This is a genomic window from Pseudoruegeria aquimaris (genome assembly GCF_900172235.1).
In the GTDB taxonomy this organism is placed as follows: Bacteria; Pseudomonadota; Alphaproteobacteria; order Rhodobacterales; family Rhodobacteraceae; genus Pseudoruegeria; species Pseudoruegeria aquimaris.
This window is the reverse complement of record NZ_FWFQ01000005.1, coordinates 79,774-92,436: the sequence shown is the minus strand read 5'-3', so window position 1 is coordinate 92,436 and position 12,663 is coordinate 79,774. Positions and strand designations below refer to the sequence as shown.

The following is a 12,663-nucleotide window of genomic DNA, read 5'->3' as shown; positions in this document are numbered from 1 at the left end:
GGGGCGTGCTCCGGCGGCACCCTCAGTCGGCAAACAGCATCACCACGGAGGCTGCGATCATCGCCGCCATCGCGTAGTTGAACCAGCGCAGCCGGTTCTCCGTCGTCAGCCAGCGTGTCATCGCTTGCCCGGCGATGGCCCACGTCGAGGCCGAACTGAACCCCATGAAGACGAAGGTGAGGGCCACGATCAGCGCCGCCGTGACCCCACCCTGCCCGCTCACGAACTGCGCCGTCACGGCGATGGCCATGGCCCAGCCCTTCGGGTTGATCCACTGGAAGGCCGCCGCCTCGGTGGCCCGCATCGGCCGGGCGGCCCGGTTGCCCTTGCGCGAGAGCCCGCCGGAGCGCGCGATCTGGAAGGCGATGAAGAGCAGCAGCGCCGCGCCACCCCAGCGCAGCCCCTCCCGCAGCGCCTCGCTGCGGGAAAACAGCTCGCCGAGAAACAGGCCGACGATGAAGATCATAAGTGGAAACCCGAGGCCGATCCCCACGATATGGGGAATCGTGCGCCGGAAACCGAAGTTGGCCCCTGAAGCGGCCACCATCGCGTTGTTCGGCCCCGGCGTGAAAGCCGCGGTGAAGGCCAGCAGCAGAAGCGCAAGGTAGCTTTCGGGGGTCATCGGCGGGCCTGTTCTTTTTTGCAGGGGGAAGCCGGCCGAAGATATCGGCCCTCCCGCCGGGTTCAAGCCAGAAGTTCGTCCCGCGTCAGGGTGAAGCCCGAGGCGATCCACCGAGCTTCAAGCTCCTTCAGACGGGCGCCCAGCGCCGGGCCGGAATAGGCAGGCATGAGATCGGCTGCCGCCACCGGAAACGCCGCGCCCGCGCCCGCGCCGACAGCGTCGAGATCCGCCGCCGCCGCCGGAACTTCGAAGAGCGCCGCCCGCAGCAGCAGGACGTTTCGGGCCGTCTCAGCGCCAAGCCTGTAGCCCAGCGCGCCGGGCGCTTCGCCCGATCCGATCGCTTCCCGCATCTGGGCGAGCTGGCGGGCTTCCTGGCGGCTGAGGCGCAGCCGCGCGGCCACGTCTTCTCCGCCCAGAACGGCAAGCCGGCGCATCGGATCCGCCGGAAAGCCGTGTTCCGCTTCGAAGGCCACGAGGAGCGGCAGCCCGCGGGCATCGGCGCCGGGCAGCACCGCCGCCAGAACGCCGGCCTGCTGCATGGAGGCCACCGAGGGCGCCGGATCGGGCGCCGACAGCAGCTTCTTCATCTCCGCTCCGATCCGCTCTGCCGAAAGCGTCTCTATTCCGGCGGAATTTTCCGCACAGGCCGCCAAACCCTCGGCATCGATCCCCTGTTCGGGATCGCCATACCAGGCGTGGAACCGGAAGAAGCGCAGGATGCGCAGGTAGTCTTCGCGGATCCGCTGGGCGGGATCGTCGATGAAGCGCACCCGGCGGGCGTCGAGATCGGCGAGCCCGTCGCCAAGCGGATCGCTCACGTGTCCGGACGCATCGGCGTAAAGGGCGTTCATCGTGAAGTCGCGGCGCTGCGCATCCTCCTCGATCCTGTCCGCGAAAGCCACGACGGCACGGCGGCCGTCGGTTTCAACATCCCTGCGGTAGGTGGTGATTTCGAAGGGAATGCCGCCCGCGATCACCGTCACGGTGCCGTGGTCGATCCCCGTCGGCACGACGCGAAACCCCTGCCCTTCGAACAGCGCCGTCGTCTCCTGCGGGCGGGCGCGCGTCGTCACGTCCAGATCGCCCACCGGCGCGCCCAGAAGCGCGTTGCGCACGCAGCCACCCACGAAATAGGCTTCGTGGCCGGCATCGGCGAGCACGGCCATCACCGCCTGTGCCTCCGGCGCTTCGATCCACTCTCCAGTGACCCGCCTCATCGGGCCACCGCCCCGGCCAGCGATCGCAGCATCCGCGCCGTGGCGCCCCAGATGTAATAGGGGCCATAGGGAACGGTGAAATACTTGCGCTGCTGTCCACGCCAGAGGCGCGATTGAACGAGGAATTTCTCCTCATCCATCACATGCGCCAGCGGCACTTCGAAGACTTCCTCCACTTCGCCCGCCTCGGCAATGACATCGAATGGCGCGGTAACGAGCCCGACGATCGGCGTCACTAGAAAGCCCGTCACCGTCTCATGTGGGGCGAGTTCACCAAGGATAGAGACGTTTTCAGGTGGAAGGCCGATTTCTTCCCGCGCTTCGCGCAGCGCGGTATCGGTGAGCGTGGCGTCGCCCTCGTCCTGCTTGCCGCCGGGAAAGGCGATCTGCCCAGGGTGGTGCTTCAGCCCCGAGGCCCGCTTGGTGAGGATCAGCCGCAGGCCATCTTCCTGCCCGCCGATCAACGGCACCAGCACGGCCGCCGGGCGCAGCCTGCGGCCCTCCGGCAGCACGAGATCCGGGTGCAGGTCGTAGTCCGACGAGGCCGCGCCGCCCTGTTGAAGGGCGGCGCGGATCCGATCGATGGTTTCAGGAGTCCCCATCCGGCGCCTTTTCGGCCTCGAAGCCCAGCGTCGCAGGATCGAGCACGTAATGCGCCCCGCAGAACTGGCAGTCTGCGGTGACATGGCCTTCGTCCGTCGTCATGTGGGCGATATCCTTGGCTGAGTAAATCGAGAGGCTATCGCGCACTCTTTCTTCCGAGCAGGTGCAGCCAAAGCTCACCGGCTGGGCGTCGAACACCCGCGGCGCTTCCTCGTGGAACAGGCGCACGAGCAGATCCGTGGGCTGGACGGTCGGGCCGATCAGCTCAAGATCGTCCACCGTATCCAGCAGCGTGTTGGCCCGGACCCAATTCTCCTCGGCATCGGCATCCAGGATGTCGGAGGCGCTGAGCAGGCCACCCTCGGCGGAGCCGCCATCCTGTGCCACATGCGGGGAGGCCTTGGGCATCAGCTGGAGCATCACGCCCCCGGCGCGCCAACTTTCCGGGCCGCCTGCCAGCGTGGATTTGCCGAAACTCAGCTCGAAACGGGTCGGCAGCTGCTCGGACTGGGCGAAGTAGGTTTCCGCACAGGTGGCCAGCGATCCGCCCGCGATCGGGGTGATGCCCTGGTAGGGCGTGGTGCCCTTGCCCTGGTCGATCAGCACGGCGAAATAGCCCTTGCCGATCTGATCGTAAGGGTCGCCCGTGGGCTCCAGCCGCTCGGCGTCATAGCTGGCGTAGGCCCGGATGCGGGCCGGCTCGCCCTCCTTGCTGGGGCCGTAGTAATCCGTGGCGATCAGGCGCGCCGGGCCATCCCCACGCACCTGGAGCGAGAGCTTCCAGCGCAGCTTGATCGTCTGACCGATCAGGGCCGTCAGCAGAGCCATCTCCGCCACCAGCGCTTCGACGCTCGGCGGGTAATCGTGCTGCTTGAGGACCTCGTCCAGCACGCCATCGAGGCGCGCGACGCGGCCACGCACGTCCGAGCGGTCAAGCTGAAAGGGCAGGACGGTATCGTCCCAGGCGATTTTCGAACCAATCATAATGGGGTTTCCTTACGCGTCTCGCGTTGGCATACCGCGAGTATATAAGCCTCGCAACCGCTCCTCCAAGTCCCAGGGCCCATGATCAGACGATTCGGTGACACCCCGGCCCCCGGGCGCCGCTACCGGCAACGCCCTGGCGCCTACGCCATCCTGCCGCTGCGCGGCCGGATCCTCCTGACGTTCCAGGCAAGCCCGGCACCGGAGTTCCAGCTTCCCGGAGGCGGCATCGATCCGGGGGAATCACCGGTCGCCGCGCTGCACCGGGAGGCCTTCGAGGAAACCGGGTGGAAGATCACCGCGCCACGGCGACTGGGCGCCTTCCGGCGCTTCACCTACATGCCAGAATACGATCTCTGGGCCGAGAAGCTCTGCCATATCTACGTCGCGACGCCGACGCGGCGGCTCGGCCCCCCCACGGAGCCCGGCCACGCCGCATGCCTGCTGGACGGCGAGGAAGCCCTGCACCGGCTGGCCAATGACGGCGATCGCCATTTCCTTGCCCGGTTCCTGAAGGCAGGCCGGAACGGGAAGACGGGCCGCAACAGGGTGGCCTGAAACGCAGATCAGGCCATGTTCGAGCCGTATTCGAGCAGGACGCCCGAGACGTCGTCCCCGGGATCGCCCCCTTGGCAGAAGCTCTCGAGCGCCTGTTGAAGCGCGACGAAATAAGCCTGCCCCGCGGCCTGCGCATGGGCCTGCATGTGCTCTGAAAGACGGGTTTCGCCGAACAGGGCGCCATCCGGGGCGGCGGCCTCCGTCACGCCGTCGGAATAGAGCAGAAGCCTGTCGCCCGGAGTGAGATCGAAATCGAAGCCGGTGAACTGCGCGCCCGGAATGAGCCCCACCGGCAGGCCGCCTTCGCCGAGGAAGGCCAATTCGCCACCGGCGCGCCGCAACAGGGGCGCGGGGTGCCCGGCCTGGACCATCCGCCCTTGCCCGGTGGCAAGGTTCAGCACGCCCAGCGCGATGGTGAAGTAGAGATCGGTGTCCATCCCGTCGAGAATGGCTTCGTTCAGAAGCGCCGCCGTTTCTTCCGGCGGGCGCGGCGCGACCCCGCCGTCTTCAAGCCGGCGCAGCGCGATGTTGTGCTCCGGGTTGTCGGCACTCAGCATGCCGGCAAGGCGCAGGGTGAGCAGCGCCGACGGCACGCCGTGCCCTGAAACGTCCAGCGAGAAGAAGCCGACATCCCCCTCCCCGGCGCGGAACCAGCCCACCAGATCGCCGCCCACGTGGCCGCTGGGCTCCAGCAGGAAGGAAAGCGCCAGCGGCCCGCGCTGCACCTCCCGATCCCGTACGAGGGATTGCTGCAGTTTCCCGGCTTCGATCAGATCCTGATCGAGCTTGTCGTAGAGTTTCTGCAACTGCTCCATCTGGGCATTGAGCCGCCGCTGCATCAGCAGGATCCGCTCCGCTGCATTGATGCGGGCGCGCAGTTCGTCGGGGTTCACCGGTTTCGTCAGGAACTCGTCCGCCCCCACGTCGAGGCCCGTGGCGATATCCTGCTTCTCGTTCTTCGAGGTGACGAGGATGAAATAGCCGTAGCGATCGGTGGGCAGGCCGCGGAAAGCCCGGCAGAAGGCCAGCCCGTCCATTCCCGGCATCATCCAATCGCTGATGACGAGATCCACCGGCGCGCGGCGGCAGATCTCCAGCGCCTCTTCGCCGGAGGCCGCGGTTTCGAACGTGTATCCCCATCGTCGCATCATCGCCGACAGCAGCGAAAGCTGCGCACGGCTGTCATCCACCAGAAGCACGGTGTTGATCGCCCGCATGTCGCCCGACTGCTCCGCCGCCGCTGTGCTGAAATTCACTGTCGCCACGTTGCGCCCTTTTCCTGCATCTTTTCCGGAGTCTGCCAACCGCGCCTTAACATCGGCTGAACGCCCGCCGGATCAAACATTGAACAAGACGAACGAAATCTTAAGGAAGCGCGCGCATTCTGCCAGAGCCATGTGACAAAGGCGGGGTGCCACCGATGATAGACTGGAACCGGGTAAACGAATTGCGCGAGGAAGTCGGGCCGGAAGCCTTTGACGAGGTGGTCGAGATATTCCTGGAGGAGGTCGATGAAACGGTCCAGCGGCTGAAAGGGCAGATTCAGCCGGAGACATTCCGCGCGGACATGCATTTCCTGAAAGGCAGCGCGCTTAACCTCGGTTTCTCGGAGTTTGCCAGCCTCTGCCAGGAGGGTGAAACGGGCGGTGAAGTCAGCGAGCGCGATCCGACGTTTCTGCAAGCGCTTTTTGCCAGCTACGCCAATTCACGCACGGCCTTCCTCGCCAGCCTGCCCCTGCACCCGGCCTGACCGGGCCCGCCCGAGGACAACGACTCGAGAAACCCGCCGGGGATGCCGGCCCCTGCGAACCGGGCGGAACATCCTGATCCAAGCCCGGCTCAGACGACAAGGGCCGAAAGCGTCTCGTCGTTCGTGATGTCGCGGAAGGTGAATCCGGCTGCGTCCATGCGGCTGAACAAGGCTGGGAAATTGGCGGCATCGGTCGTTTCGAGCCCGATCAGAACGGAGCCGAAGTTGCGCGCCGATTTCTTGAGGTATTCAAAGCGTGCGATGTCGTCTTCGGGGCCGAGCATCCCGAGGAAATCCTTCAGCGCGCCGGGGCGCTGGGGCATCCGCAGGATGAGGTATTTCTTCAGCCCCCTGAATTTCTGCGCCCGCTCCTTCACCTCCGGCAACCGTTCGAAATCGAAATTGCCGCCGGAGGTCACGCAGACGATCCGCTTGCCCGTGATCTCCCCCGCGAGTTCTCCGAGCGCGTCCACCGCCAGCGCGCCCGCGGGCTCCAGCACGATTCCCTCCACGTTGAGCATGTCGAGCATGGTTGTGCAGATCCTGTCTTCCGGTGCCTGAAGCACCGTGGCCGGATCTACGTCTTTCAGGATGCCGAAGGGCCTGGCCCCGATCCGGGCGACCGCGGCACCATCCACGAAGCTGTCCACCTGCGGCAGGCTCACCGGCTCACCGGCGGCAAGCGCCGCGGCGAGGCTTGCCCCGCCGGCCGGCTCCACGAAGCGGAAGGCAACGTCCGGCGCTTCCGCCGCCATGTAGCGCACCACGCCCGAGGCCAGCCCGCCGCCACCGACCGGCAGGACGATCATGTCGGGCACGCCTTGCATCTGCGCCAGGATTTCCACCGCAACCGAGGCCTGCCCCTCGATCACGTCAGGATCGTCGAACGGAGCGAGGAAATGGCCGGAAGCCTCCTTGCAGAAGGCCTGCGCCGAGGCGAGCGTATCGTCGAAATAGTCACCGACAAGTCGGATTTCGACGGAATCCCCGCCGAAGATCCGCGTCTTCTCGATCTTCTGCTGCGGTGTCGTGACGGGCATGAAGATCACCGCGCGTACGCCGAAATGCCGGCAACAGTAGGCCACGCCCTGCGCGTGATTGCCCGCGCTGGCGCAGACGAAGAGATCCTGCTCCGGGTTCGCCGCGCGCACCTTGCGGATCGCATTGAAGGCACCCCGGATCTTGTAGGAGCGCACCGGCGTGAGATCCTCGCGCTTGAGCCAGATCTCCGCGCCGTATTTCGCGGAGAGATGCGCGTTCAGCTGCAAGGGCGTTTCCGTGAAGAGGCTGCGCATCCGGGAGGCGGCGGCAAGGGCGGTATCGGTGAAATCGGACATGACGGCAGCTTTGCCCCGTGCCGTGCCGCCGCGCAAGCCCGCTTTCGGCCGCCGCGCCGGGCCAAAGCCCCGCATCTTCTTGCCCCCGCGTCCAAAACCCGGTAACGCGCTTGGCGTAGTTCCAACCATGGGAGAAACGGATGTCCGCGCCCAAGAAAGTCGTGCTTGCCTACTCCGGCGGCCTCGACACCTCGATCATTCTGAAATGGCTCCAGACGGAATACGGTTGCAAGGTCGTGACCTTCACCGCCGACCTCGGCCAGGGAGAAGAGCTCGAGCCGGCGCGACGAAAAGCCGAGATGCTGGGCATCAAGCCGGAGAACATCTTCATCGAAGACCTGCGCGAGGAATTCGTGCGGGATTTCGTCTTCCCCATGTTCCGCGCCAACGCGGTGTATGAAGGGCTCTACCTGCTGGGCACCTCCATCGCGCGGCCGCTGATCTCAAAGCGGCTGGTGGAAATCGCCGAAGCCACCGGCGCCGATGCCGTCTCCCACGGGGCGACGGGCAAGGGCAACGACCAGGTCCGTTTCGAGCTTTCGGCCTATGCGCTGAACCCCGACATCAAGGTGATCGCCCCCTGGCGCGAATGGGATCTTTCGAGCCGCACCCGGCTTCTGGAGTTCGCCGAGGCGCACCAGATCCCGATCGCGAAAGACAAGCGCGGCGAAGCGCCCTTCTCGGTGGATGCGAACCTGCTGCACACCTCCTCCGAAGGCAAGGTGCTGGAGGATCCGGCCGAGATGGCGCCGGATTACGTCTACCAGCGCACCGACAGCCCTCTGACCGCGCCGGATGAGCCCGAATTCATCGAGATCGGTTTTGAAAAGGGCGATGCGGTTTCGATCAACGGCACCCCGATGAGCCCGGCCACGCTTCTGACCGCGCTCAACGAGTATGGCCGCAAGCATGGCGTGGGCCGGCTCGATTTCGTGGAAAACCGGTTCGTCGGCATGAAATCCCGCGGCATCTACGAAACGCCGGGCGGCACGATCCTGCTGGAAGCCCACCGCGGCATCGAGCAGATCACGCTGGATTCCGGCGCCGGCCACCTGAAGGACAGCCTGATGCCGCGCTACGCGGAGCTGATCTACAACGGCTTCTGGTTCTCCCCGGAGCGCGAGATGCTGCAGGCCGCGATTGACAAATCGCAGGAGCATGTCACCGGCACCGTGCGCGTCATGCTGTTCAAGGGCAGCGCACGCACCGTGGGCCGCTGGTCGGATCACTCGCTCTACTCCGAAGCCCATGTGACCTTCGAAGATGATGCGGGCGCCTACGATCAGAAGGATGCCGCAGGCTTCATCCAGCTCAACGCCCTGCGCCTGAAATTGCTGGCCGCGCGCAACCGCCGCGTAAAGTAAGCCGTTCCGGCCGCGCCTGACACAGGGCGCGGCCGTTTTTCACCGTTCAGGCGTAACAATCCCCCCGAAATCGGTCACGCCCGATCACCAGACGGTGAACTCACCATCCGGTGAATTGCCCGGAGCCGTATTGCCTGTAACCAACAGGGCATCACGGAGGGCAAACCCATGTACATTCTCACCGACTACGCCAAGGCCATGTTCCTGAGCCTCGCCATCACTTTCGGCTTCTTGCTGAGCTGCGCCGAGGCGCGGGCGCAGAGCACGGAAACCGCGATTTTCGCCGGGGGGTGCTTCTGGTGCGTCGAAAGCGATTTCGAAAGCGTAAGGGGCGTGATCGAGGCCGAGAGCGGCTTTACCGGGGGCGCGGTGTCCGATCCCAGCTACAAGCAGGTGACGAAGGGCGGCACCGGGCACTACGAGGCGGTGCGCATCACCTATGATCCCGCGCAGGTAAGCTATGCGCAGCTGGTGGATCTCTTCTTCCGTTCGGTCGATCCGACGGACGCCGGCGGCCAGTTCTGTGACAGGGGCGACAGCTACCGCACCGCGATTTTCGTCTCTGATCCGGCGCAGAAAGCCGCTGCCGAGGCCGCCAAGCGCAAGGCCCGTGCCGCGCTTGGCCAGGAAATCGTGACGCCGATCCTCGAAGCGCAGCCCTTCTACCTCGCCGAGGCCTACCACCAGGATTACTACAAGGGCAGCAAGCGCGTGCTCACCCGTTTCGGCCCGAAGAAGCAGTCAGACGCCTACAAGCTCTATCGCAACGCCTGCGGCCGGGATCAGCGCGTGAAACAGCTTTGGGGTGATGCCGCGCCCTTCGCCTCCGGTCACTCCTGAGCGGCGATGAAAGCTTCAACCTCCGCGCGTGTCGGGATGGCATCCGCCGCCCCCGCGCGGGTCACCTTCAGCGCCGCTGCCCCCGCCGCCAACCGCATCGCCTCGGGCACGGCGAGCCCTTGCTCGCAGGCTGCCGCGAAATAGCCGGCGAACGTATCCCCGGCAGCGGTCGTGTCTTTCGGCGTCACGCTGAAGCTCGCCACCACGTGGCGCTCCCCTGAAGCCGCACGCCAGACAGCCCCCTTCGCACCTTGCGTGATAAGCGTTTCCGGCACTTCCAGTGCTTCGGGCGTGGTGCCCAGCGCCTCCGACAGCTGCGCCGCCTCGATCTCGTTCATCGCCAGCAGATCCACATGGGGCAGCACCGCCTTCACCGCCTCAACCGAGAAGGGCGCGGCGGAATAGACGACCCGCACGCCTTTGGACCGGGCGATCCGCGCGGCTTCGGCCTGGTGCGCTGTCTCGTTCTGGAGCAGCAGCACGTCGCCCACGCCCGCGTGAGCGAGCGCAGCCTCCACGAGGGCGGGATCGAAGGCGAAGTTCGCCCCTTTCAGAAGCACGATCGCGTTCTCGCCGCCGGCATCCACATTGATGATCGCATGGCCCGTGGGGCCCTGCACCGTGGCCACGTGATCCACGTTCACGCCGTAGCCCGCGATCCGCTCCCGCGCCCAGGCGCCATCGGCACCGACGGCGCCGATATGCACCACGTGGCTGCCGGCCCGCGCGGCGGCCACCGATTGATTGGTACCTTTGCCGCCCAGCCCGATGTTCAGGCTGTCGGCGGCCAGGGTCTCCCCCGGCCCCGGCAGATGCGGGACCGAATAGACGTGATCGGCGTTGATCGAGCCGAGGTTGTAGATCGTCATGCACGCACCTTGCAGGCGGCCAGAAGCGCCATGTTCAGGATGTCGCCCGCGGTGGAGACCGTCGAGCAGATCTGCACCGGGCGATCCACGCCGGCGAGGATCGGGCCGATCACCGTGGCGCCGGCCATCTCCTGCATCAGCTTTACCGAGATCGAAGCCGAGTGCCGTGCGGGGACCACCAAAACGTTGGCCGGGCCGGTCAGGCGCGAGAACGGATATTGCTCCGCCGCCTTCGGGTTCAGCGCCACGTCCACCGTCATCTCGCCCTCGTATTCGAAATCGACGCCCCATTCATCCAGCACCCGCGGCGCATCGTGCATCTTGGTCGCGCGCTCCGTTACCGGGTAGCCGAAGGTCGAGAAGCTGACGAAGGCCACGCGGGGCTCAAGCCCCAGGAGCCGCGCCACCTCTGCGCCGCGCACGGCGATGCGGGCCAGATCCTCTTTCTCGGGCCATTCGTGCACCAGCGTATCGGTGATGAGCACGATCCGCCCCTTGTGCAGCAGCGCGGTGACGCCCACCGCGCCATCCTCGGCGCGCGCATCGATCACGTGGTTGATCAACTCCAGAACCTGCGCCGATTTGCGCGTCGCGCCGGTGATCAGCCCGTCACCATGGCCATGCGCCAACATCAGCGCCGCGAACACATGGCGATCCCGCGCCGCGAGGCGGTGGATGTCGGCCCCGTCGAACCCTTTGCGTTGCAGGCGGCGATAGAGGAACTCCTTGTAGTCCTGCAGATAGGGCGTGTTGCGGGCATTCACGATCTCGATCTCGCCGAAGGCATCGCCGAGTCCGGCGGTCTCCAGCCGCTGCTTCACGTCGTCTTCCCGGCCCACCACGAGCGCCTGCCCGTAGCCCGAGCGCTGGTAGTTCACCGCGGCACGGAGCACGCGGTTGTCATCCCCTTCGGCGAAGATCATCCGCGCCTGCGCCGCGCGGGCGCGGGTGTTGATGGAGCGCAGCACGGAAGCGGTCGGATCCATCCGGGATTTCAGGGCGTGCTCGTAGGCATCCATGTCGATGATCGGGCGGCGGGCCACGCCGGTGTTCATCCCGGCCTTCGCAACCGCAGGCGGGATCACGTGGATCAGGCGCGGGTCGAACGGCGTCGGGATGATGTAGTCGCGGCCGAAGGTCAGCTTGCGCCCGTAGGCCATGGCCACTTCGTCCGGCACGTCTTCGCGCGCAAGCTGGGCCAGCGCATGGGCGCAGGCGATCTTCATCTCGTCGTTGATGGCGCGGGCGTGGATGTCGAGCGCGCCGCGGAACAGGTAGGGAAAGCCAAGAACGTTGTTCACCTGGTTCGGGTAATCCGAGCGGCCCGTGGCGACGATGGCGTCCTCCCGAACGGCGTGGGCCTCCTCGGGCGTGATCTCCGGATCCGGGTTGGCCATGGCGAAGATCACCGGGTCCGGCGCCATGGACTGTACCATCTCCGGCGTCACCGCGCCCTTCACGGAAACGCCGAGGAAGACATCGGCACCTTTCATCGCCTCTTCGAGCGTGCGCAGCTCTGTGGTGATCGCATGGGCCGATTTCCACTGGTTCATACCCTCGGTGCGGCCCTGGTAAATCACGCCCTTGGTATCGCAGACGATGCAGTTCTGATGCTTCGCGCCCATCGCCTTGAGCAGCTCGATACACGCAATGCCCGCCGCGCCGGCGCCGTTGAGCACGATCTTCACGTCCTCGATCTTCTTGCCGGAGATCTTCAAGGCATTGATCAGCCCGGCGGCACAGATCACCGCGGTGCCGTGCTGATCGTCGTGGAAGACGGGGATGTCCATCTCTTCCTTGAGGCGCTGCTCGATGATGAAGCACTCCGGTGCCTTGATGTCTTCGAGGTTGATGCCGCCGAAGCTGGGGCCCATCAGCTTCACGGCATTGATGAAGGCGTCCGGATCCTCGGTATCCAGCTCGATATCGATGGAGTTCACGTCGGCGAAGCGCTTGAACAGAACGCTCTTGCCTTCCATCACCGGCTTGGAGGCCAGTGCGCCGAGGTTGCCAAGCCCGAGGATCGCCGTGCCGTTGGAGATCACCGCAACGGTGTTGCCCTTGGTGGTGTAGTCGTAGGCGGACTCCGGGTTCTCCGCGATCGCCTCCACCGGGACGGCCACACCCGGCGAATAGGCGAGCGACAGGTCGCGCTGCGTCGTCATCGGTTTGGTCGCCACCACTTCCCATTTCCCCGGTTGGGGGTCCAGGTGATAGGCCAGCGCCTCTTCGGGCGTCACTTTCGTTCTGGATGCCATTCTTGCCTCTCTCTCTCGTCCCACCGGCGTAGGCCACTGGCGGCGCTCATTCAATACGAAGCCGGTCGTTCCTGCCCAGTTTTTTGATTGTTGCGCCAGAATGCCCCATTTCTTTCCGCTTCCACCCGGATCTCGCCCACCAGCAACATATTCGTGCATTCGTCGTGTTATGCCCCTGCCCCCCGCCACTGCCGGCAGCTGTGCACATCGGCCACTTTTTGCGGTCGTGTTCGCGCGTCCGAGGGATTAGAAAGAATGAAA

Annotated in this window: 12 protein-coding genes; 4 read left to right on the top strand and 8 right to left on the bottom strand. The window is 65.7% G+C overall.

The genetic code is table 11. The annotated features are described in order from the left end of the window. Nucleotides 1-22: 22 nt before the first annotated feature. The 4 genes from PSA7680_RS05220 to hslO form a co-directional block, all read right to left on the bottom strand. Complete coding sequence (locus PSA7680_RS05220) at nucleotides 23-622, bottom strand: LysE family translocator (RefSeq protein ID WP_085867609.1); 600 nt, start codon at nucleotides 620-622, stop codon at nucleotides 23-25. Nucleotides 623-684: 62 nt separating this feature from the next. After that, nucleotides 685-1,839 carry a CCA tRNA nucleotidyltransferase gene (locus tag PSA7680_RS05215; RefSeq protein ID WP_085867608.1) on the bottom strand — a complete coding sequence of 385 codons (1,155 nt, stop codon included), beginning with the start codon at nucleotides 1,837-1,839 and terminating at the stop codon, nucleotides 685-687. Continuing rightward, the gene (locus PSA7680_RS05210) at nucleotides 1,836-2,441 is read right to left on the bottom strand and encodes a CoA pyrophosphatase (RefSeq protein ID WP_085867607.1); all 606 of its coding nucleotides are present in this window, start codon (nucleotides 2,439-2,441) and stop codon (nucleotides 1,836-1,838) included. Before PSA7680_RS05210 ends, PSA7680_RS05215 begins: the two co-directional genes overlap by 4 nt. Further along, entirely contained in the window at nucleotides 2,428-3,429 is a 1,002-nt protein-coding gene (gene hslO, locus PSA7680_RS05205) for an Hsp33 family molecular chaperone HslO (protein ID WP_085867606.1), read from the bottom strand. Before hslO ends, PSA7680_RS05210 begins: the two co-directional genes overlap by 14 nt. 78 nt (nucleotides 3,430-3,507) lie before the next feature. On the opposite strand from hslO, the gene PSA7680_RS05200 reads away from it, so the two are divergent. After that, entirely contained in the window at nucleotides 3,508-3,984 is a 477-nt protein-coding gene (locus PSA7680_RS05200; protein ID WP_085867605.1) for an NUDIX hydrolase, read from the top strand. Between the two features lie 8 nt (nucleotides 3,985-3,992). Here PSA7680_RS05200 and PSA7680_RS05195 read toward each other — a convergent pair whose 3' ends face one another. Then, entirely contained in the window at nucleotides 3,993-5,240 is a 1,248-nt protein-coding gene (locus tag PSA7680_RS05195; RefSeq protein WP_245824450.1) for a PP2C family protein-serine/threonine phosphatase, read from the bottom strand. 164 nt (nucleotides 5,241-5,404) lie between these two features. Here PSA7680_RS05195 and PSA7680_RS05190 point away from each other — a divergent pair, with 164 nt between their 5' ends. Continuing rightward, nucleotides 5,405-5,734, top strand: coding sequence for an Hpt domain-containing protein (locus PSA7680_RS05190; RefSeq protein ID WP_085867604.1), 330 nt, complete (start codon nucleotides 5,405-5,407; stop codon nucleotides 5,732-5,734). Nucleotides 5,735-5,823: 89 nt separating this feature from the next. Here the strand turns inward: PSA7680_RS05190 and ilvA are convergent, their stop codons facing one another. Further along, on the bottom strand, nucleotides 5,824-7,071 hold the full coding sequence (gene ilvA / locus PSA7680_RS05185) for a threonine ammonia-lyase IlvA (RefSeq protein WP_085867603.1): 1,248 nt from the start codon (nucleotides 7,069-7,071) through the stop codon (nucleotides 5,824-5,826). 140 nt (nucleotides 7,072-7,211) lie between these two features. Here ilvA and PSA7680_RS05180 point away from each other — a divergent pair, with 140 nt between their 5' ends. Further along, the gene (locus PSA7680_RS05180) at nucleotides 7,212-8,435 is read left to right on the top strand and encodes an argininosuccinate synthase (RefSeq protein ID WP_085867602.1); all 1,224 of its coding nucleotides are present in this window, start codon (nucleotides 7,212-7,214) and stop codon (nucleotides 8,433-8,435) included. 168 nt (nucleotides 8,436-8,603) lie between these two features. Then, entirely contained in the window at nucleotides 8,604-9,275 is a 672-nt protein-coding gene (gene msrA / locus PSA7680_RS05175; RefSeq protein ID WP_085867601.1) for a peptide-methionine (S)-S-oxide reductase MsrA, read from the top strand. Here msrA and PSA7680_RS05170 read toward each other — a convergent pair. Further along, nucleotides 9,266-10,144, bottom strand: a complete 879-nt coding sequence (locus tag PSA7680_RS05170) for a ribokinase (RefSeq protein WP_085867600.1) — start codon at nucleotides 10,142-10,144, stop codon at nucleotides 9,266-9,268. The genes msrA and PSA7680_RS05170 overlap by 10 nt on opposite strands. Then, on the bottom strand, nucleotides 10,141-12,402 hold the full coding sequence (locus tag PSA7680_RS05165) for an NADP-dependent malic enzyme (protein WP_085867599.1): 2,262 nt from the start codon (nucleotides 12,400-12,402) through the stop codon (nucleotides 10,141-10,143). The genes PSA7680_RS05170 and PSA7680_RS05165 overlap by 4 nt, the downstream gene beginning before the upstream one ends. Nucleotides 12,403-12,663 lie beyond the last annotated feature (261 nt).

Bases quoted from the DNA above. Each gene is read 5' to 3' on its own strand.
- PSA7680_RS05220 (WP_085867609.1), bottom strand. From the start codon at position 622: ATGACCCCCGAAAGCTACCTTGCGCTTCTGCTGCTGGCCTTCACCGCG.
- PSA7680_RS05215 (WP_085867608.1), bottom strand. From the start codon at position 1,839: ATGAGGCGGGTCACTGGAGAGTGGATCGAAGCGCCGGAGGCACAGGCG.
- PSA7680_RS05210 (WP_085867607.1), bottom strand. From the start codon at position 2,441: ATGGGGACTCCTGAAACCATCGATCGGATCCGCGCCGCCCTTCAACAG.
- PSA7680_RS05200 (WP_085867605.1), top strand. From the start codon at position 3,508: ATGATCAGACGATTCGGTGACACCCCGGCCCCCGGGCGCCGCTACCGG.
- PSA7680_RS05190 (WP_085867604.1), top strand. From the start codon at position 5,405: ATGATAGACTGGAACCGGGTAAACGAATTGCGCGAGGAAGTCGGGCCG.
- ilvA (WP_085867603.1), bottom strand. From the start codon at position 7,071: ATGTCCGATTTCACCGATACCGCCCTTGCCGCCGCCTCCCGGATGCGC.
- PSA7680_RS05180 (WP_085867602.1), top strand. From the start codon at position 7,212: ATGTCCGCGCCCAAGAAAGTCGTGCTTGCCTACTCCGGCGGCCTCGAC.
- msrA (WP_085867601.1), top strand. From the start codon at position 8,604: ATGTACATTCTCACCGACTACGCCAAGGCCATGTTCCTGAGCCTCGCC.
- PSA7680_RS05170 (WP_085867600.1), bottom strand. From the start codon at position 10,144: ATGACGATCTACAACCTCGGCTCGATCAACGCCGATCACGTCTATTCG.
- PSA7680_RS05165 (WP_085867599.1), bottom strand. From the start codon at position 12,402: ATGGCATCCAGAACGAAAGTGACGCCCGAAGAGGCGCTGGCCTATCAC.